Source organism: Flavobacterium sp. OHVDL-2026-0007 (assembly GCF_059882335.1).
Window position 1 is genome coordinate 1,275,060 of record NZ_CM187612.1, and the last position, 24,218, is coordinate 1,299,277.

General features: G+C 40.8%; 7 protein-coding genes. All 7 read left to right on the plus strand.

Annotated features, from left to right (window positions below):
• Positions 1-32 precede the first annotated feature (32 nt).
• Positions 33-1,631, plus strand: coding sequence for a RagB/SusD family nutrient uptake outer membrane protein (locus tag AC51AA_RS04980; RefSeq protein WP_500704628.1), 1,599 nt, complete (start codon positions 33-35; stop codon positions 1,629-1,631).
• A 163-nt stretch (positions 1,632-1,794) separates the two neighbouring features.
• Positions 1,795-5,763, plus strand: a complete 3,969-nt coding sequence (locus AC51AA_RS04985; protein ID WP_500704629.1) for a beta-galactosidase — start codon at positions 1,795-1,797, stop codon at positions 5,761-5,763.
• Positions 5,764-5,829: 66 nt separating this feature from the next.
• The gene (locus tag AC51AA_RS04990) at positions 5,830-8,307 is read left to right on the plus strand and encodes a glycoside hydrolase family 3 N-terminal domain-containing protein (protein ID WP_500704631.1); all 2,478 of its coding nucleotides are present in this window, start codon (positions 5,830-5,832) and stop codon (positions 8,305-8,307) included.
• Positions 8,308-9,155: 848 nt separating this feature from the next.
• Positions 9,156-9,458, plus strand: a complete 303-nt coding sequence (locus tag AC51AA_RS04995; protein ID WP_500704632.1) for a hypothetical protein — start codon at positions 9,156-9,158, stop codon at positions 9,456-9,458.
• Positions 9,459-9,464: 6 nt separating this feature from the next.
• Positions 9,465-21,176, plus strand: coding sequence for a PKD-like domain-containing protein (locus tag AC51AA_RS05000; RefSeq protein ID WP_500704633.1), 11,712 nt, complete (start codon positions 9,465-9,467; stop codon positions 21,174-21,176).
• 156 nt (positions 21,177-21,332) lie between these two features.
• Positions 21,333-22,250, plus strand: coding sequence for a PorP/SprF family type IX secretion system membrane protein (locus tag AC51AA_RS05005; protein ID WP_500704634.1), 918 nt, complete (start codon positions 21,333-21,335; stop codon positions 22,248-22,250).
• An 11-nt stretch (positions 22,251-22,261) separates the two neighbouring features.
• Entirely contained in the window at positions 22,262-24,187 is a 1,926-nt protein-coding gene (locus AC51AA_RS05010; protein ID WP_500704635.1) for an OmpA family protein, read from the plus strand.
• Positions 24,188-24,218: the final 31 nt, after the last annotated feature.

The window sequence follows — 24,218 nt, forward strand, 5'->3', positions numbered from 1 at the left end:
TAAAAAATTAGCCTCTAAATAAAAATAAAATCATGAAAAAATATTTTTTTGTTAGCTGTCTGACAGCTGTCTTACTAAGCAGTTGTACCAATGATTTCTTAGACAGAAATCCGACAGACCAATATAGTAATAGCTCTTTATGGACTTCTGAAAATGATGCCAAAACCGCATTAAATGGTTGTTACGCCGGCTGGGAATCCGGAGACAATGTGGTCTATAACGATTGTATGTCCGATAATGGATACGATCAATTTCCTTGGGAAGGTTACGAAATCTACGCTTCTGGATTCTCGACTCCAACGGAGCCTGGTGTGAACAGATGGGATTTCAAATCTATCCAAAAATGCAACTGGTTTTTGGCCAATATTGACAAAGTACCGGCCTCTAATCTATCAGACGAAAAGAGAGCAAGAATGAAAAGTGAAGCGCGCTTTTTAAGAGCCTACCAATATTTTGTAATTAGCCAAAGTTACGGCGATATCCCTTTAGTGCTAACAGAGTTAACACCACAAGAAGCCAATAACGTCACCAAGACTTCTAAAGAATTAGTAGTCAAATTCATACTAGAAGAACTAAGTGATTTAGCGCCTAGTTTACCTGTTACGTATTCTGGATCGGATATCGGTAGAATATCTAGAGGTGCTGCCTTGGGATTAAAAGCTAGAATTGAATTGTACAATGAAAAATGGGCCGACTGTATTGCAACTTGCCAACAATTAATGTCTTCACCATTTAGCTATAATCTATATCCAAATTACACAGACTTATTCCGTCCAGCCAACGCTAATAATGAAGAGGTGTTATTGGATGTACAATACCTTAAAGATGATAACCCTGCCTGGGTATTGATCACCCTTGCCCCTAATTCACAAGGAGGATGGAGTTCAATCGCCCCTACACAACAATTGGTTGATGCCTATGAAACAAAAAATGGTAAAACCATTCAAGAAGACGCCACTTATAACCCAATGCAGCCGTATGCAAATCGCGATCCTCGTTTGGACGCTAGCATCATCAGAGCAGGTGCTTTATACACTGGCGCTTATTTTGACCCTTTCTCTGGAACGGATTTTTATAAAAACAACAACTGTTCACCTACTGGTTATAATGTAAAGAAATTCATTTCCAACATAGATGATTTCAGAGGAAGTAATTTTGGAACTGATATAGACAATACAGGATTGAGTTTTATCGTGATGCGATATGCTGAAATTTTGCTTTCTTATGCTGAGGCCAAAATCGAAGCCAATCAAATTGATCAATCGGTATACGATGCTATCAATAAAGTAAGAAACAGAGTCGGAATGCCAAATGTAAACACTACGGTTTACAATTCTCAAGCAACTTTGCGTACTTTAGTTCGTAGAGAAAGAAGAGTAGAATTGGCTATGGAAGGACTTCGTTGGTATGATATTCAACGTTGGAAAATTGGTGATGAAGTATTGACTGGTAAAGTGACTGGTAGCCCACTAGGTACCGTTGATCCAAATAACGGAACACTTACATTAACACCAAATTCAAACATCCCAGCTACTGATCGTGCTTTTTCAAGTGCTAAAAACTATTTATTACCGATCCCTCAAAAGGAAGTGGATTTGAACAAAAATCTAAAACAGAATCCTAATTACTAAGGTTTTGTTTTCCATTTACTGAAGTAATTATTTCGAGTGAATTCAAAGAGGGAAGTTTCGCGCTTCCCTCTTTTTTTTGATACTAGGAAATTTCAATGACTTCTTTACCTATAGAGAAAAACAAGCTTCCAAAGAATAAAAACAATTTTACGACACTATAACAATGAAAAAACTACTCTTGTTATTCCTTTGCCTTTTAAGCGTAAAGACGACCCTGCTCAGGGCACAAACACAACCACTGCCAAAAGTATGGACACCCGACAATGGCAATGGGACTTTTACTAATCCCCTAATGTGGGGAGACTGGCCCGATCCAGATATTATTAGGGTCAAAGATGATTTTTATTTTATATCCACCAGTATGCATTATGTACCGGGATGTCCTATTGCCAAATCAAAAGATTTGGTCAATTGGGAAATGGCGGGATATGCCCTTAAGCAATACACCGAAGACCCTCGCTATAATTTACAAGGTGGGGACCGCTACCTAAGAGGCTCTTGGGCCGCAACTATCCGTCACCACAACGGGCTGTTTTATGCTGGATTTTGCACACCGAACTGGGATAAAGAAAAAGGTCATTTTTCAATGTGTACTGCCAAAGACATCAATGGACCTTGGACCAGAACAATTTTTCCTGAATACTTATATGATCCAGGTTTGTTTTTCGACGATAACGGAAAAGTATATGTGGTACACGGACAACAAAAACTTTTTGTAACCGAATTAAATGCAGATGCTTTGTCGGTAAAAGTACCCCAAAAAGAAATCTACAACAATCGTGAATATCCTTATTTAGAAGGCTCACACACCTATAAAATCAACGGAAAATATTACATCTTTGGCTCTACAGGTGGCACAACAGGAAGACAGGTTTGTTTGCGTTCAGATAATATTTATGGCCCCTACGAATCAAAAGTAGTCATCAACGACGATCATACCTATCCTGGAAATGGCCTACACCAAGGTGGAATGGTCCAACTAAAGGATGGTTCGTGGTGGTTTATTATCATGCAGGATCGTGGACCAATAGGCCGTACCCCTAATTTAGAACCAGTTACTTGGGTGGACGGTTGGCCTATGTTGGGCGTAAATGGTAAAGGTGTTGCCACCTATAAAAAACCAGATGTTAGTAAAACCTACCCGATCAAGGTTCCTGCAACTTCTGATGAATTTAACAAGCCCACTTTGGGACTACAATGGCAATGGAATCATAATCCAGATAACACTAAGTGGTCACTTAGCGCACGTAAAGGCTATTTGCGTTTGAAAGCAGCTAAAGCCACCAGACTTTTTGATGCCCGAAACACCCTAACACAAAGAGTACAAGGGCCCTTCTCTACTGGAACTGTAGAAATGGACCTAAGTGGATTGAAGGACGGAAACACGGCAGGTTTTGGTGTTTTTCAACAGCCCTATGCCTATGTAGCCATACAGCAAAAAGGAAAAGAAAGAAACTTAGTAATGGTCAATAATGATACGATCATTACCTCTGTTAAGTATACAGGAAATACCCTTTGGCTCAAAGCCAATGTTACTCATGAAAACTATCTGGCCTCTTTTGAATACAGTACAGACGGTAAAACTTTTCAAACCATCGGAAACACTTTAAAAATGGGACTAGGTTTAGATTGGACCGCCAATCGTTTTGCCTTATTCAATTATAGTGACAACGCTACTGGCGTGGATGGTTTTGCCGATTTTAATTGGTTTCATTTTACCAACGAAAATGCCTTTACCAAAAAACAAACGGCATTAATTCCAAAGAAATTCGCTAAACCAGAACGAGTACGCTACGATGGAAAAGGAATGATTATCGAAGGAAAGGAATTTTTCACTTATAGTGCGGCATTCCATTACTTCAGATGTCCGCAAGAACTTTGGAGAGATCGTTTTAAAAAAATAAAAGAGGCAGGATTCAATACCGTGGAGACTTATGTACCATGGAATTGGCACGAACGTGAAATGCCTTCTAATATCGATGATTATTCCAAACTTGATTTTACCGATTTACTAGCTTGGCTTAAGATGGCACAGGAAGAATTTGGTTTTTATACCATAGTACGCCCAGGTCCTTTTATCTGTGCAGAATGGTCTGGAGGAGGTTATCCACAATGGCTGGCCAAATACACACCAGGCAAAGAAGAATTCTGGCTGAGAAGTGCAGATCCGGAGCATGTAAAATGGTCACAGCACTGGTACAAAGCCGTATCTAAAGCGGTAGCCCATGAGCAAATTACCCAAAAACCAAAAGGGGCCAAAGGGATTATCCTGTTCCAAATTGAGAACGAATACAACCACGATGATTCTACCAATAAAGAAGTTTTACTTAAAGGATTATATGACTCGGCAAAAGAGAATCAGATTGATGTGCCTTTATTTACCTGCCTAACCCAAGAATGTCGCAGTAGTAATGATCCTCAATTGTCACAAGTATTTGACAGTGACAATTATTATGTGGGTCTAAATGACGCGCCCAGTTGCGCTATTAGAATGGCAGACCTACGAAGCAAACAACCCGATTCTCCAGGCTTTGTAACCGAACTTCAAGGAGGATGGTTCTCTTTGGTAACGGGAAGACTTAGTGAAGACAATTACTCCGATGCCCGTCACTATAAAGCCATCAATTTGATGAGTTTACTAGGAGGCGCTTCAGGCTTAAACGCCTATATGTTTTTTGGAGGTACTCATTTTGCTGGTTGGGGAGCTCGTGGTATGACCACATCGTATGACTATAATGCTCCTATCAGAGAAAACGGAGGACTAAGTCCAAAATACTATGTAGCACAGCAGATCGGGGATTTTCTAAAAGTATATGGCACAAAATTAATGCAAACTCAAGGCGGACCTTGTGACCTAAACGTCGATGGTAAACCTGCTCCAAAAAACCTTTTTGGAGGCGTACGTATTGCCCCTGATGGTACAAAATTTGTTTTTCTTCACAACACGGATGATAAAAAACCACTTTCTGGAAAAGTTACTCTAGCTCCGGGCAAAATCAATAATGGTCACGAACCTATTTACAACATCAATCAGCATGGTGAAAAAGTACTCATTAAAACCGATGAAGAACAACAAACAGCATCTATTAGTATCCCTTCTTTAGATGTGGATTATCAACTAGCTGATCTAGATACCAAAGTCTTAGTGATTCCTCCTGGAAAAACGGCAGCTGAAGGAGAATGGTGGCCAAAGAAAAATGAGCTAACAAAACCGAGTACAGTTCATACCGCTATCCGTATTGGTAAAGTCCTAATGAAAGATGATCCACAAGCCAAAGCGCTATGGATACCTTTGAAATCTGAAACTTCATTGTCTGAATCGGGAGTGAATGACTTTAGATACAGCTATTACAAAGCCAACATTAGCCTTACTGCCGATCAAGCTGCAAGTCAAAACAAACTGTTATTCAATATGTTTACTCGTGATATAGTGAATGCTCAGGTAAATGGACAAATTGCTAAGAGAATAGCTCCAGAAAAAGCCGATGCGCAATCTTGGCCAACACGTGACTGTTTTATTCGTATTGGAGCCAATGTGTTTGACAACCAATTTGATCTCTCAGGTTTACTAAAAGAAGGTAATAATGAAATTGTGATAGTCTATGAAAACTTAGGTCATGCTCACGGTTATATGCCTATGGAAGAATTAGCCGGTATTAAACGTGCAGGCTTATCTGATTCCACTACTAAAATAAACCATGAATTGCAATGGGAACTTGCTAAGGACTTAGCCGGTGTAACCGAAGGCTTTACTCAGCTAGAATTCAAAGTCTCCAAATGGAAAAAGATGGATTTGGACACCACAACTGAACTACTGAGAAAAGGAAAAGAAGTTTCAATCAAAACCACCCCAACAGCTTTGGTTACTTGGTACCGAGTCGAGTTTGAACTTCCTGAAAATACCGATCCAGCCACTACCTGGAAACTTCTAATCAACGCTTCTGGTAATGGCTATATGTATTTGAATGGCCACAATATTGGAAGACATTGGGAAGCAGGTCCGCAACGCGAATTCTACTTACCGGAATGTTGGTTACGATATGGAAAAAAACAAAAGAATGTCATCACTTTAGGACTGCGTCAAACTAGCAATGGAGCCGCAATTAAAGGAGTTGAAATTTCACAGTATTAAGTAATAGCCCCCTATTTTCTCGAACTAAAATTGAGAATATAGGGGGCTTTATAATAAAAAGTCAATATGAGAACAAAACTAAAGCTAGTATACTTAATCACTATTGCTTCGAGTGCCATATCATTTGCACAACAAAGCAATCCCTATCCTGCTAAAAATAATATCTATAAACAGGGCTGGATCGATTTCAACAAAAACAATAAAAAGGATCTTTACGAAGACCCCACTCAGCAAATGGACAAGCGTATTGATAACTTGCTTGCTCAAATGACATTGGAAGAAAAATCCAATCAACTTGCTACGTATTATGGGCATGGAAAAGTGCTCAAGGACAGTTTGCCTACAGCTTCTTGGCAACAATTAATTTTAAAGGATGGTATTGCCAATATCGATGAGCATATCAACAATACCCCTCGGATCAAGGAAAATGAAACCCCTTACAATAATGCGATGGCCATGAAAGAAACCCAGCGTTTTTTCGTGGAATATACCCGTTTGGGTATACCAGTAGATTTTACCAATGAAGGTATTCGTGGCTTGTGTGCCAGACACGCTACTAGTTTCCCTTCGATGAATGCCTTGGGTTGTACCTGGGATAAAGAATTAGCTCTGATTCAAGGAAAAGTAGAAGGAAAAGAAGCTCGTGTATTGGGCTACACTAACGTATATGCTCCCATTTTGGATGTGGTCAGAGACCAGCGCTGGGGCCGATGGGAAGGCTCTCTTGGTGAAGATCCCTTTCTTGTAGCCCGTATGGGTGTAGCTATGGCACAGGGCATCCAATCCGAACGAGTGGTATCCTCTCCCAAGCATTTTGTCGGCTACGGTGATACTAAAGGAGCACGTCAGTGGGATGCACGAACTGATCCGCACATCACCCCATCGGAGATGTATTATATACATGAATATCCTTTTAGAAAAGTATTTCAAGAAGCAGGTGCATTAGGAGTAATGAGTTCCTATAACGACTACAATGGTGTCCCCATAGCAGGCAACTACTTTTATCTCACCACCAAACTTAGAAAAGAAATGGGCTTTAAAGGATATGTGGTTTCCGATAGTTATTCCATAGAACGTCTTTCCGATATTCATAAAGTAGCTCGCGATCATAAAGAAGCTACTTTACTTGCCCTCAAAGCAGGCTTAAACGTAAGAACCGATTTCGATGCCCCAGATGAATACATCAATAATGTTAGAAGTCTAGTTAAAGAAGGCAAAATTCCTATGGAGCGCATCAATGAACTGGTTCGCCAGGTTTTGTATGTAAAGTTTTGGTTGGGTCTATTTGATCAGCCTTACACGAGCAATCCAGAAGAAGCACAAAAGGTTGTTGCTGGAAAAGAGCATTTGGATATTGCCCTTAGAGCATCCAGAGAGTGTTTAGTACTACTTAAAAATGAGAACAAGCTTTTACCTTTAAAAAACAACTTCAAAAAAATCGCTTTGATTGGTCCCAATGCCCATACCAACAATTATGTACCCACACATTATGGTCCTATGGATTATGCGTTTACTAGTGTGTATGACGGATTAAAAAAAGTATATGAAAACGAGGCCGTTGAAATCAAATACGCCAAAGGAATTGATCTTGTTTCAAAAGGATGGCCTGAGAACGAGCTAATACCCGATACTTTATCGACAAATGAAGAAAAATCCATTCAAGAAGCCGTTGACCTAGCCCTACAAAGTGATGTTGTAGTCGTCGTCTTGGGCGATGGAACTAGCACCTCTGGCGAGAGTCGCACTAGGAGTAGCTTAGATTTACCGGGGCATCAGCAGCAATTATTGGAAGCTCTTGTAAAAACCAACAAACCTGTAGTTTTAGTTTTGATTTGGGGAAGACCAGCTACGATTAACTTTGCTAATAAATACTGCAAAGCTATTTTGAGTGCTCCTTATCCTGGAGCCCAAGGAGGTTTAGCCATTGCCGAAGCGCTAAAAGGAGACTATAATCCAGGCGGAAAACTAAACGGTACGTGGGTCAAATCTGTAGGACAGTTGCCTTTAAATATTCCTACAAAACCCAATGCCAATATGGAACCTATGAAAAATCATTCCGTTAGTAACAAAGGTCTTTTGTATTGTTTTGGTTACGGCCAATCGTACACTGAATTTGCCTACGACGACATCACCATTGACGATGTAAAAAGCAAGACAGGCAACGTTACCGTTCACTGTAAAATTACCAATACAGGTGATGTTGCAGGTGATGAAATTGTGCAATTATATCTTAACGATGTCATCAGCTCCACCACCACTTATGAAAAACAATTGCGTGGTTTTGAGCGCGTTCATTTAAAACCGGGAGAGTCAAAACAGCTTAGTTTTAAAATTGTTTCTGATGACCTAATCTTGATTAATGCCCATGATAAAAGGGTAGTAGAGCCAGGCGAATTCAAAGTAATGATTGGTGCCTCGTACGAGGACATCAAGTTACAGCAAAGTTTTTTTGTGACCGATACCCAATCTGAGCGACAGACAGAAACCAAAAAAAATCCAGTTAAAAAATCAAAAATGATGCGAGATACCGATACTGAAAAATAAAAAAATAGCTGGGTTCTGTTTAAAACCTCTAAACTATTTTGTATTAATATTTGATTAAAAAAGTGTCACCAAACTTAGTTTGATGACACTTTTTTTTATCATTGAATATCATCTCCGACAAAATTACAGATGAAAAAACTCTAATATAGCGCATCAAAAACAGCTCGCCATAATACACTTTATTTGTAGGACAAAACTAATAAAAATACTAAGCTTACACAGGAATATTGTTTAAAAATTGATGTTTTTTTTCCGTCATAACACAGATTCAAAAACATTGCTTTTCCCCCTCATAATCTAGATAAGAACTATCTTACTTAATGCTCCCTTCTTACCGTATCCGCGACACACATTTCTAGCTTCCTCTTTTATCCCCATTCAACTGCGTAATTATTATTTAAAAACGTCATTTTTTAGTTCTTCAAACCTCAATTCTTCTTTTATAAGCATTCTTTATCCATTATATTTTAATTACAAATTAAAGTATTTTCCTATAATTACACTGAATTAACTTAAGACACTTAATGTCAAAAACTTAAATTATAGCCAAATTTCTTAAAAAGTACTAAAAAAAATACTACAAAAAATAAGAAGCTTTAAGCCTTTAAAAAATATTTTTTAACAAAAAACACCGATTCAACGAGTTTTTAGGTTATTCACAGAGAAACAGTACAATTATAACGAGTTGTATTTAACTTCGTTGTGTAAAATACCCACTAAAAAAAACAATCTGATTAACTGTTCTCAACAGCTGTTTTTTTAATGAATATATGCCGGATATCTAAATCAGGATAGTGTTAAGATATGCCAAAATTATTGCATCAAATCACACATTAAAAATTCATTATATGAAAGCAAAAATTACTCTTCGTTTACTGGTCTTTTATAGTTTAATCAGTGATTCTTTACTACTACTAAATACTGGCAACAGGTCTTCTTGTTGTCAGCAAATTATAGCATCATTACATCAAGAAATTGCCCTCATTGATCAATTTGTCAGTTTCTTAAAAAAAACTTGGGGAAACATTGCATTTATTCTTTTCAATATTGAAAATCAAAGAAATTCAATGCGTTCTTCACCTCCACCGTATGTACTCACACATGTGAACTCTACCATTTACAACACTATTTTTTCGAACGATTTAAAATGAATCAATATGAAATCAAATTTTACTCTTCCGCTAAAATTATCTGCGTTTTTTTTAGTTTACTTACTCGCTTTTACTACAAATAGCTACTCTCAAGATACCAATATTACATTTGGCGTTGCGCCTCTTTCACCTGCTACATTAACCACTACCGCTGGTTGTACCATTAGCGCATGTACCGCTAATGATGTTAATTTTGGTACAGTTTATTTAGGTGATAACGTCGGGAACCAAGCTACTTTGGCTTATATAAACAATCCCGTTAACGGATTGTATATCTGGGTTCCCATTTCTAATAATTCGACAAAACATGATCTCATGTTTCAATTTGATTTTTTAGTCGGTGGCGTTCGAAGTAATTTTGATTGCACCCCTTTTGTTGGAGCTCCAACCGATAGACTAACAATTAAAATTAGAGGAGCCGTAATTACAGCCGGCTCTAAATATCGAATGGCTCAAATCACAGGCTACACAGTAGGTCTATCCCTTGAATTCAAAAATATTTATCTAGGATGGCAAGCACCTGGCCAAGCAATTGGACCAACTGTAGCAACTAATACCATCGCCTGTGATACTCCAAAGTGTAGTAATACGCTTGGCGCTGGAATAATTATAAAAACACCATTATTCGCAAATTTTACTACGGTTCAATCTTGTACAACAGGTGCCTTTGAACAGGTTGTTTATACTAGCACTTCAACAGGTATTGTAACAACACCCGCCCCCTCACCCACCACTTATCTTTGGGCCTTCCCTGGAGCCGCTACAGTTTCTCCCGTTAGTTTAACAACAGCAGGACCTTATACTGTTACTTATGCTAGTGCTGGTAATAAGAGCGCTACTTTAACGCTTACAGATCCTTCAGGACAGGTACCTCCTAGCACTAAAACAGTAAATACTATAAATGTATTAGCTTGTTGCACTAACCCTGTTATAACGGGTATGACCACTAGTATTTGTACTGGAGGAAACTTCACTGTAATACCTGCAGATGGAGTTAACGGTACAGTACCACTAGGCACTACCTACAGCTGGGAACTCCCAGTTGCACCAGGTATTACAGGACTAGCAGCAGGTACAAATCAAGCAAACATCAGCGGCATCTTAACCAATACAACCAACGCGCCCATCAATGTGGTCTATACGGTAACTCCTAAATCAGGAAACTGTACAGGAAGTACCTTTACCGTAACGGTGACCGTGAACCCAAACAATACTGCGGCCACTCCATCCACCACACCAACCTTGTGTATCAATACCGTTTTAACTGCAATCACACATGCTACAACGGGAGCTACTGGAATTGGAGCCCCTACGGGATTGCCTACAGGAGTTACTGCAGCATGGAATGCCGATGTGATTACCATTAGTGGAACACCAACGATAGCAGGAACTTTTAACTATAACATTCCATTAACTGGAGGTTGTGGAACAGTGAGTGCTACTGGAACTATCATCGTTACCCCTGATAATACCGTAACTCCACCATCCACTACCCCAACCTTGTGTATCAACACCGTATTAACTGCGATCACACATACTACAACGGGAGCCACTGGAATTGGAGCCCCTACGGGATTGCCTACAGGAGTTACTGCAGCATGGAATGCCGATGTGATTACCATTAGCGGAACACCAACGATAGCGGGAACTTTTAACTATAACATTCCTTTAACTGGAGGTTGTGGAACTGTTAGTGCAACAGGAACTATTACTGTTACCACAAACAATACTGCGGGCCTACCATCCACTACACCAACCTTGTGTATCAATACCGTATTAACTCCAATCACACATGCTACAACGGGAGCCACTGGAATCGGAGCCCCTACGGGATTACCAACAGGAGTTACTGCAGCATGGAATGCCGATGTGATTACCATTAGTGGAACACCAACGATAGCAGGAACTTTCAACTATAACATTCCATTAACTGGAGGTTGTGGAACAGTGAGTGCTACTGGAACCATCATCGTTACTCCTGATAATACCGTAACTCCACCATCCACTACGCCAACCTTGTGTATCAATACCGTATTAACTGCGATCACACATACTACAACGGGAGCCACTGGAATCGGAGCCCCTACGGGATTACCAACAGGAGTTACTGCAGCATGGAATGCCGATGTGATTACCATTAGTGGAACACCAACGATAGCAGGAACTTTTAACTATAACATTCCATTAACTGGAGGTTGTGGAACAGTGAGTGCTACTGGAACTATCATCGTTACCCCTGATAATACCGTAACTCCACCATCCACTACCCCAACCTTGTGTATCAACACCGTATTAACTGCGATCACACATACTACAACGGGAGCCACTGGAATTGGAGCCCCTACGGGATTGCCTACAGGAGTTACTGCAGCATGGAATGCCGATGTGATTACCATTAGCGGAACACCAACGATAGCGGGAACTTTTAACTATAACATTCCTTTAACTGGAGGTTGTGGAACTGTTAGTGCAACAGGAACTATTACTGTTACCACAAACAATACTGCGGGCCTACCATCAACTACACCAACCTTGTGTATCAATACCGTATTAACTCCAATCACACATGCTACAACGGGAGCCACTGGAATCGGAGCCCCTACGGGATTACCAACAGGAGTTACTGCAGCATGGAATGCCGATGTGATTACCATTAGTGGAACACCAACGATAGCAGGAACTTTCAACTATAACATTCCATTAACTGGAGGTTGTGGAACAGTGAGTGCTACTGGAACCATCATCGTTACCCCTGATAATACCGTAACTCCACCATCCACTACGCCAACCTTGTGTATCAATACCGTATTAACTGCGATCACACATACTACAACGGGAGCCACTGGAATCGGAGCCCCTACGGGATTACCAACAGGAGTTACTGCAGCATGGAATGCCGATGTGATTACCATTAGTGGAACACCAACGATAGCAGGAACTTTCAACTATAACATTCCTTTAACTGGAGGTTGTGGAACAGTGAGTGCTACTGGAACCATCATCGTTACCCCTGATAATACCGTAACTCCACCATCCACTACCCCAACCTTGTGTATCAACACCGTATTAACTGCGATCACACATACTACAACGGGAGCCACTGGAATCGGAGCCCCTACGGGATTGCCTACAGGAGTTACTGCAGCATGGAATGCCGATGTGATTACCATTAGCGGAACACCAACGATAGCGGGAACTTTTAACTATAACATTCCTTTAACTGGAGGTTGTGGAACTGTTAGTGCAACAGGAACTATTACTGTTACCACAAACAATACTGCGGGCCTACCATCCACTACGCCAACCTTGTGTATCAATACCGTATTAACTCCAATCACACATGCTACAACGGGAGCCACTGGAATCGGAGCCCCTACGGGATTACCAACAGGAGTTACTGCAGCATGGAATGCCGATGTGATTACCATTAGTGGAACACCAACGATAGCAGGAACTTTCAACTATAACATTCCATTAACTGGAGGTTGTGGAACAGTGAGTGCTACTGGAACCATCATCGTTACCCCTGATAATACCGTAACTCCACCATCCACTACGCCAACCTTGTGTATCAATACCGTATTAACTGCGATCACACATACTACAACGGGAGCCACTGGAATCGGAGCCCCTACGGGATTACCAACAGGAGTTACTGCAGCATGGAATGCCGATGTGATTACCATTAGTGGAACACCAACGATAGCAGGAACTTTCAACTATAACATTCCTTTAACTGGAGGTTGTGGAACAGTGAGTGCTACTGGAACCATCATCGTTACCCCTGATAATACCGTAACTCCACCATCCACTACCCCAACCTTGTGTATCAACACCGTATTAACTGCGATCACACATACTACAACGGGAGCCACTGGAATCGGAGCCCCTACGGGATTGCCTACAGGAGTTACTGCAGCATGGAATGCCGATGTGATTACCATTAGCGGAACACCAACGATAGCAGGAACTTTCAACTATAACATTCCTTTAACTGGAGGTTGTGGAACTGTTAGTGCAACAGGAACTATTACTGTTACCACAAACAATACTGCGGGCCTACCATCAACTACACCAACCTTGTGTATCAATACCGTATTAACTCCAATCACACATGCTACAACGGGAGCCACTGGAATCGGAGCCCCTACGGGATTACCAACAGGAGTTACTGCAGCATGGAATGCCGATGTGATTACCATTAGTGGAACACCAACGATAGCAGGAACTTTCAACTATAACATTCCTTTAACTGGAGGTTGTGGAACAGTGAGTGCTACTGGAACTATCATCGTTACCCCTGATAATACCGTAACTCCACCATCCACTACGCCAACCTTGTGTATCAATACCGTATTAACTGCGATCACACATACTACAACGGGAGCTACTGGAATTGGAGCCCCTACGGGATTGCCTACAGGAGTTACTGCAGCATGGAATGCCGATGTAATTACCATTAGCGGAACACCAACGATAGCAGGAACTTTTAACTATAACATTCCATTAACTGGAGGTTGTGGAACAGTGAGTGCTACTGGAACTATCATCGTTACCCCTGATAATACCGTAACTCCACCATCCACTACCCCAACCTTGTGTATCAACACCGTATTAACTGCGATCACACATACTACAACGGGAGCCACTGGAATTGGAGCCCCTACGGGATTGCCTACAGGAGTTACTGCAGCATGGAATGCCGATGTGATTACCATTAGCGGAACACCAACGATAGCGGGAACTTTTAACTATAACATTCCTTTAACTGGAGGTTGTGGAACTGTTAGTGCAACAGGAACTATTACTGTTACCACAAACAATACTGCGGGCCTACCATCAACTACACCAACCTTGTGTATCAATACCGTATTAACTCCAATCACACATGCTACAACGGGAGCCACTGGAATCGGAGCCCCTACGGGATTACCAACAGGAGTTACTGCAGCATGGAATGCCGATGTGATTACCATTAGTGGAACACCAACGATAGCAGGAACTTTTAACTATAACATTCCATTAACTGGAGGTTGTGGAACAGTGAGTGCAACAGGAACTATCATCGTTACCCCTGATAATACTGTAACTCCACCATCCGCTACCCCAACCTTGTGTATCAATACCGTATTAACTGCGATCACACATACTACAACGGGAGCCACTGGAATTGGAGCCCCTACGGGATTACCAACAGGAGTTACTGCAGCATGGAATGCCGATGTGATTACCATTAGCGGAACACCAACGATAGCAGGAACTTTTAACTATAACATTCCATTAACCGGAGGTTGTGGAACAGTGAGTGCTACTGGAACCATCATCGTTACCCCTGATAATACCGTAACTCCACCATCCACTACCCCAACCTTGTGTATCAACACCGTATTAACTGCGATCACACATACTACAACGGGAGCCACTGGAATTGGAGCCCCTACGGGATTGCCTACAGGAGTTACTGCAGCATGGAATGCCGATGTGATTACCATTAGCGGAACACCAACGATAGCGGGAACTTTTAACTATAACATTCCTTTAACTGGAGGTTGTGGAACTGTTAGTGCAACAGGAACTATTACTGTTACCACAAACAATACTGCGGGCCTACCATCAACTACACCAACCTTGTGTATCAATACCGTATTAACTCCAATCACACATGCTACAACGGGAGCCACTGGAATCGGAGCCCCTACGGGATTACCAACAGGAGTTACTGCAGCATGGAATGCCGATGTGATTACCATTAGTGGAACACCAACGATAGCAGGAACTTTCAACTATAACATTCCATTAACCGGAGGTTGTGGAACAGTGAGTGCTACTGGAACCATCATCGTTACTCCTGATAATACCGTAACTCCACCATCCACTACGCCAACCTTGTGTATCAATACCGTATTAACTGCGATCACACATACTACAACGGGAGCCACTGGAATCGGAGCCCCTACGGGATTACCAACAGGAGTTACTGCAGCATGGAATGCCGATGTAATTACCATTAGCGGAACACCAACGATAGCAGGAACTTTTAACTATAACATTCCATTAACCGGAGGTTGTGGAACAGTGAGTGCTACTGGAACCATCATCGTTACCCCTGATAATACCGTAACTCCACCATCCACTACCCCAACCTTGTGTATCAACACCGTATTAACTGCGATCACACATACTACAACGGGAGCCACTGGAATCGGAGCCCCTACGGGATTGCCTACAGGAGTTACTGCAGCATGGAATGCCGATGTGATTACCATTAGCGGAACACCAACGATAGCAGGAACTTTCAACTATAACATTCCTTTAACTGGAGGTTGTGGAACTGTTAGTGCAACAGGAACTATTACTGTTACCACAAACAATACTGCGGGCCTACCATCAACTACACCAACCTTGTGTATCAATACCGTATTAACTCCAATCACACATGCTACAACGGGAGCCACTGGAATCGGAGCCCCTACGGGATTACCAACAGGAGTTACTGCAGCATGGAATGCCGATGTGATTACCATTAGTGGAACACCAACGATAGCAGGAACTTTCAACTATAACATTCCTTTAACTGGAGGTTGTGGAACAGTGAGTGCTACTGGAACTATCATCGTTACCCCTGATAATACCGTAACTCCACCATCCACTACGCCAACCTTGTGTATCAATACCGTATTAACTGCGATCACACATACTACAACGGGAGCTACTGGAATTGGAGCCCCTACGGGATTGCCTACAGGAGTTACTGCAGCATGGAATGCCGATGTAATTACCATTAGCGGAACACCAACGATAGCAGGAACTTTTAACTATAACATTCCATTAACTGGAGGTTGTGGAACAGTGAGTGCTACTGGAACTATCATCGTTACCCCTGATAATACCGTAACTCCACCATCCACTACCCCAACCTTGTGTATCAACACCGTATTAACTGCGATCACACATACTACAACGGGAGCCACTGGAATTGGAGCCCCTACGGGATTGCCTACAGGAGTTACTGCAGCATGGAATGCCGATGTGATTACCATTAGCGGAACACCAACGATAGCGGGAACTTTTAACTATAACATTCCTTTAACTGGAGGTTGTGGAACTGTTAGTGCAACAGGAACTATTACTGTTACCACAAACAATACTGCGGGCCTACCATCAACTACACCAACCTTGTGTATCAATACCGTATTAACTCCAATCACACATGCTACAACGGGAGCCACTGGAATCGGAGCCCCTACGGGATTACCAACAGGAGTTACTGCAGCATGGAATGCCGATGTGATTACCATTAGTGGAACACCAACGATAGCAGGAACTTTTAACTATAACATTCCATTAACTGGAGGTTGTGGAACAGTGAGTGCAACAGGAACTATCATCGTTACCCCTGATAATACTGTAACTTCACCATCCGCTACCCCAACCTTGTGTATCAATACCGTATTAACTGCGATCACACATACTACAACGGGAGCCACTGGAATTGGAGCCCCTACGGGATTGCCTACAGGAGTTACTGCAGCATGGAATGCCGATGTAATTACCATTAGCGGAACACCAACGATAGCAGGAACTTTTAACTATAACATTCCATTAACCGGAGGTTGTGGAACAGTGAGTGCTACTGGAACCATCATCGTTACACCAGCACCAACAATGACTTGTGATACTGCCAAAACTATCTGTAGTGGAGATACTGTTGGACTTCTTTTAACTAGTGTGGTACCTTCCACCTATTCATGGATTGCCATAGCAAATCCTAATGTAACAGGAGAAAGTACTACAGCACAATCTTCAGCTACCATAACAGACATTTTGGTTAATACTACCACTAGTGTTCAAACGGTGATCTACACGGTAACACCAACATCTATAACAGGTGGTTGTGTGGGAGCATCACAAACAGTAACCATAACAGTGAATCCTGCGCCAACGATGACTTGTGATACTTCCAAAACCATCTGTAGTGGAGATACTGTTGGACTTCTTTTAACTAGTGTGGTACCTTCAACCTATACATGGGTTGCCTCTGCAAATGCTAACGTAACGGGAGAAAGTACTACAACACAAACTACTTCGACCATAACAGATATTTTGATTAATACTACTAATAGTGTTCAAACGGTAATCTATACCGTAACACCAACATCTATAACAGGACACTGTGTGGGAGCAGCACAAACCGTAGCCATAAAAGTGAATCCTGCACCAACGATGACTTGCGAAACTTCTAAAACAATCTGTAGTGGAGATGCAATTGGACTTACCTTAACAAGTGTGGTACCTTCTACCTATACATGGGTTGCAACTGCCAATGCTAATGTAACTGGAGAAAGTACTACAGTACAATCTACATCTACAATAACAGATATCTTGGTTAACACTACAACTAGTGTTCAAACGGTAATCTATACAGTGACACCTACATCTATAACAGGACACTGTGTGGGAGCAGCACAAATAGTAACCATAACAGTGAACCCAGTTCCAGTATGTTCCATCGCAGGTTCAGATGGTCCACTATGTCCTTCATCAACAGCTAATATTTATACTGCACCAGCTGGAATGAGTAGCTATGCTTGGTCTGTTACTGGAAATGCGACAATTAATGGCAGTACAACTTCACAAACAGTCTCAATAACTGCTGGATCAAACTGTGGAGCTTCATTTACACTTACCTTAACAATAAAAGACAACAATGGATGCAAATCAACATGTACTAAAATAATAATGGTTGAAGATACAACTTTACCAACCTTTACTAGACCTGCAGACATAATCATCTATGCTGATGCAAGTTGTGAATATAATGCCACTCCAATAAAAACAGGTGATGTTACTAATGAACAAGATAGTTGCTCTACTACTATTCAAGCTACCTACACTGATGTAACTACAGCTGGTACTTGTGAAGGGTCTCATATCATCACTAGAACTTGGTCTTTAAAAGATGCTTGTGGAAACAAAGCTCCTGATCAAGTACAAACTATTACTGTAAAAGATAACACAGCACCAATCATTTCCAAACCAGCTGCTAATCTTATAGTAGAATGTGATGGAAATGGAAACAACACAGCACTTAGTAATTGGCTAACCTCCCATGGTGGAGCTACCGCTACTGATAATTGCTCTCAAGTAACTTGGACCAATAACTTCGATAAAATAGATGCTGATTGTTCTGCTGCAGTAACCGTAGAATTTACTGCCACTGATGCTTGTGGAAACAAAACTACAACTTCAGCCACATTCACCATTGAAGATACCATTGCTCCAACATGGAGTACAGGTGCCGGAACTTTGAATGCTACTATTGAATGTAGCGATGCCCAAGCTTTGACAGCGGCTCAAGCAAAATTCCCTATGGCGGCAGACAATTGTGATGGTGATCTAAGCAATATTCTAAAAACTAGTGGAGCGTTTGTACCTGCCTCTGCCTCTTGTGGTAACGCTGGAACTTATACCAATACCTGGATCGTTAAAGACGATTGTGGCAACACTTCTGCTACCTTCACACAAATAATTACGATCCAAGATACCACTGCACCAACTTGGAGTACGCCAATCGGAACTTTGAATGTTACTGTTGAATGTAGTGATGCTGATGCTTTGGCAACCGCTCAAGCAAATGTACCAGTAGCAAGCGATAATTGTGATAGTGATCTAAGTAATGTTGTAAAAACTAGTGGAGCCTTTATAGCTTCCGAAACTTGTGGCAACGCAGGAACTTATACCAATACTTGGATCGTTAAAGATGATTGTGGTAACACTTCTGAAACTTTCACCCAAGTAATCACCATCCAAGACACTACAGTACCAACTTGGACTACTCTAGCCGGAACTTTAGATGTTACTATTGAATGTAGTGATGCTGCTGCTTTGACAACGGCTCAAGGGAAAGCACCTGTAGCAAAAGATAATTGTGATGGTGATGTGACCAATATCACCAAAATCAGTGGAGCCTTCGTAGCTTCCGGAACTTGTGGTAATGCCGGAACCTATACCAATACTTGGTCTGTTAAAGACGATTGTGGCAACACTTCTGAAACTTTCACCCAAGTAATCACCATCCAAGACACTACAGTACCAACTTGGACTACTCTAGCCGGAACTTTGGATACTACTATTGAATGTAGTGATGCTGATTCCTTGGCAACCGCTCAAGGTAAAGCACCTGTGGCAAGCGATAATTGCGATGGTGATGTGACCAATATTACCAAAACCAGTGGAGCCTTTGTAGCTGCTGCGGATTGTGGTAATGCGGGAACCTATACCAATACTTGGACTGTTAAAGACGATTGTGGTAACACTTCTGAGTCTTTCACCCAAGTGATCACCATCCAAGACACTACAGTGCCAACTTGGACGACTGCAGCCGGAACACTCAATGTAACGCTTCAATGTAGTGATGCTGAGGCTTTGGCTACGGCTCAAGGAAAAGCGCCTGTGGCTTCAGACAATTGCGATGCAGAAGTTACACTAACCAAAACTAGTGGTGTGTTTGTAGCCTCTGAATCTTGTAGCAATACGGGAACTTATACCAATACTTGGATAGCAACAGACAATTGTGGTAATGCCACTGCAGTCTTCACCCAAGTGATCACCATAGAAGACACTACTAAGCCAACATTCAATGGAGAACTTCCAGTTGATCTTACAGTATCTTGTGATAAGGTTCCACAACCCGCTACGATAACAGCAACGGACAATTGTAATACCGACGTACCAGTGGTGTATACAGAAACAAAAAGCAATATTCAAAATGAGTGTGCTACCAACTACACCTTAACACGTAAATGGACCACTAGTGATTGTGGCAGTAATACCACCACGTACACACAAGTCATTACCGTTAAAGACACTACGGCTCCTACAGGAACAGCTCCAGCGGATATCACCTTGCAAAACATAGCCGATATTCCAGTGGCAGATCCTAAAGCAGTACTTAATGCTACTGATAACTGTAGTGCCACAGTAACCGTGACAGTAAGTGATACCAATAATGGAGGTACAGGTTGCGTAGGCACTCCTTACATCCTAACAAGAACGTACACTTTATCTGACTGTGCTGGCAATAAAACACTACTGGTACAAACCATAACTGTTCAACAAAATGATGCATCACCAGCATCGGCCATAAACAGTCCTGTTTGTAATGGAGATACATCGACTGTAAATCTATTTAATATACTCCCTCGAAGCACTACTACTACAGGTACCTGGATCGATACCAATAACTCTAATGCTTTAAATGGTAGTACAGTGACTTCCTTTGGTCTTGCAGTGGGTACGTATACATTTGAGTATCAAATAAAAGATGAAGCCTGTCCGAGAAGTTTATTTGTAAATCTTGTCGTTAATGATGATTGTGTGGTATTGGCCTGTGGAAACATACTAGTTCACAATGCCTTCTCTCCAAATGGTGACAACTTCAATGATAAATTTGTGATCGATAATATAGATCAGACCGCTTGTTATCCTGAGAATACTGTAGAGATCTACAACCGTTGGGGAGTACTAGTATTTGAAACCAAAGACTACAACAATACTACCAATGCTTTTGATGGTTTCTCTAGAGGTAGAACAACAATAAGTGCGCCATCTGGTCTACCAGCAGGAACTTACTTCTACATTCTGAACTATACTGCTGTTGATGGAAACGGTGCAATCCAGACCCATAAAAAAGATGGCTATTTATATTTATCCAGATAAGAACTAAAAACAATGCGCTATAAAACAATGTCTTATAGCGCATTATATCACAATCAATAAAAAACTTATTCTAAAATAAGCCATCACATTGCTTCTTTTCTAGGATTTATGGGGATAAACAAGCAATAGTAATTATTAAAATAATAAATATCTACTATGAGAACAACATTATTTTCCTTCGTCATTATGTTAGTATCATTTGCTAGTCATGCACAACAAGATGCGCAGTTTACGCAATATATGTACAACACAATAAACATCAATCCAGCCTATGCAGGATCTCGAGGAGCATTGAGTGTTTTCGGTTTATATCGTACCCAATGGGTAGGACTAGACGGTGCACCTGAAACTAGTAGCTTTTCGGTTAATACTCCCATTAACAATAGTAATTTAGGAGTAGGTGTTTCCTTTATCAATGATAAAATTGGCCCCACTAATGAAAATAACTTTTCTGCAGACATTTCGTATACCGTACAAACCTCTGCTGATTTTAAACTTTCATTTGGGATCAAGGGAACGGCCAATATATTCAATTTAGACGTCAATAAATTAAATCCTGTTGATCAAGGAGATCCTCAATTTCAAGATTTAAAAAACAAATTCTCTCCTAATGTGGGAGCCGGGGTTTACTGGCATTCTGATAAAGCGTACATCGGGTTATCGGTACCAAATTTTATAGAAACCAATCGATACGATGATAATGATGTAGCCATATATAAAGATAAAATTAGTTATTATCTAATGGCTGGTTATGTCTTTAATCTAGATCAAGCGCAGTATATCAAATTCAAACCAGCGATATTGACTAAAATGGTAGAAGGTGCTCCTTTACAAGCAGATATCTCTGCTAATTTCATGTTCGTGGACAAATTTGTAGTCGGTGTAGCCTATAGATGGAGTGCTTCTTTAAGTGCTATGGTGGGCTTTCAAATTTCGGACGGTCTGTATCTGGGGTATGGGTATGATCGTGAGACCACCAACCTAAACAACTACAATTCAGGATCGCATGAGATATTTCTCCGATATGAATTCTTCAAAAACAATGGTAAAATGACAACTCCTCGTTTCTTCTAAAAATACTGATTATGAAAAATTCTATACTCCTTTGCCTAACCATCGTAAGTGTTTTTTTCTCTAAGAGTTACGCCCAACAAGCTAAAATAGAATCTGGAGATAAAAAATACGATAACTATGCCTATATCGATGCGATTAAAACCTATGAAAAAGTAGCTCAGAAGGGATACAAATCGGAAGATATGTTTAAAAAACTAGGAAACTCTTACTACTTTAACTCCGAATTTGAAGCTGCTGCCAAATGGTACGGCGAATTATTTGCTATGAATACCGAGTTAGAACCCGAGTACTACTACCGTTATGCACAATCGTTAAAATCTTCAGGAGATGGTAATAAAGCCAATAAAATTCTGGACGAATTTAATAGCAAATTTAAAAACGACAACAGAGGTCAACTCTATAAAGAAGACACCAATTATCTCGATAAGATCAAAGCCAATTCGGGGCGTTATAACATTGAAAATGCCGGTATCAATTCAAAGTATTCCGACTACGGAACTATTGTATACAACAACAAAATCTATTTTGCCTCGGCAAGAGATACGGGGAATTTCTCTCAACGCAAACACAAATGGACTGGGCAGTATTTCACCAATCTTTACATAGCCGATGTAGACTCGGCTAAAGTGAGAAAATTCAAAACGATGTTAAACACCAAATTCCATGAAGCCTCTCCTGTCTTCACAAAAGATGGTAAAACAGTTTACTTTACCCGAAACAATTATGCAGACCACAAAAAAGGAACAGATGATCATAAAACTACTTTAATAAAACTCTATAAAGCTACTCTTGACAAGGACAAATGGACCAATGTAATGGAACTTCCTTTCAACAGCGATAATTACAGTACCGCACACCCTGCTCTTAGTGCTGATGAAAAAACATTGTATTTTGTCTCTGATATGCCCGGTACCACAGGACAATCTGATATTTATAGAGTCAGTATCAACAGCAATGGTGGTTATGGATCTCCTGAGAACTTAGGCAGAACCATCAATACTGAAGGAAAAGAAACATTTCCTTATGTGACCAGTGAAAATGAAATCTACTTTGCCTCTGATGGACACCCTGGACTGGGAGGACTAGATGTTTTTGTAGGTCAAATTGCTCCAGACGGAAGTATTAATAACATTCAAAACCTAGGGGCAGATATCAATTCTCCTCAAGATGATTTTGCTTATATTATTGATCCTGTCACTCGAAATGGCTATTTCTCTTCCAATAAAGCAGGTGGACTAGGTTCTGATGATATCTATAAATTCCTAGAAACCAGAAGACTCCAATGTATTCAAGAGCTAAACGGAACCATTACCGATGCGGAATCAGGTGTAGTGCTTCCAGAGACCAAACTTACCCTGTATGATAATCAAGGAAACATCAAAAATACGACTCTCGCCGATGCTAACGGCTATTATACTTTTGCAGTAGAGTGCGGCAAAACCTATAATGTGAGAGCTGAAAAAACAGATTATACTACCAAAGAAGTGAGCATTACTATTCCAACAGAAAGCGGAAAAACCTCTTTACCTATTGCTTTAGAAAAAGCAACTTGTAAAGTAACCATAGGAGATGACTTAGGTAAATGCTTTGGTATCAAAATGATTTACTTTGATTTGGACAAATCCAATATTAGAGTGGAAGCGGCCATCGACCTAGAAAAAATATTGGATGTATTGAATCAGTATCCAACAATGAAACTCGATATACGCTCTCATACCGATAGCCGTGCTAGTTTCAAATACAATGAAGCCTTATCCGATAGAAGAGCCAAGTCCACCATCAAATGGTTGGTTAAAAATGGTGTCGCTCCAAACCGATTAATCGGTAAAGGTTATGGAGAAAGACAACTAGTTAACCACTGTGCTGATGGCGTAAAATGTACAGAAGAAGAACACCAAATGAACAGAAGAAGCGAATTCATTATTTCAGATTTATAATAAATTTTTCCTAAAAAACAATTTTAGGTTC

Coding starts and splice junctions, on each gene's coding strand:
- AC51AA_RS04995 (WP_500704632.1), top strand. CDS start 9,156: ATGAAAGCAAAAATTACTCTTCGTTTACTGGTCTTTTATAGTTTAATC.
- AC51AA_RS05005 (WP_500704634.1), top strand. CDS start 21,333: ATGAGAACAACATTATTTTCCTTCGTCATTATGTTAGTATCATTTGCT.
- AC51AA_RS05010 (WP_500704635.1), top strand. CDS start 22,262: ATGAAAAATTCTATACTCCTTTGCCTAACCATCGTAAGTGTTTTTTTC.
- AC51AA_RS05000 (WP_500704633.1), top strand. CDS start 9,465: ATGAAATCAAATTTTACTCTTCCGCTAAAATTATCTGCGTTTTTTTTA.
- AC51AA_RS04985 (WP_500704629.1), top strand. CDS start 1,795: ATGAAAAAACTACTCTTGTTATTCCTTTGCCTTTTAAGCGTAAAGACG.
- AC51AA_RS04990 (WP_500704631.1), top strand. CDS start 5,830: ATGAGAACAAAACTAAAGCTAGTATACTTAATCACTATTGCTTCGAGT.
- AC51AA_RS04980 (WP_500704628.1), top strand. CDS start 33: ATGAAAAAATATTTTTTTGTTAGCTGTCTGACAGCTGTCTTACTAAGC.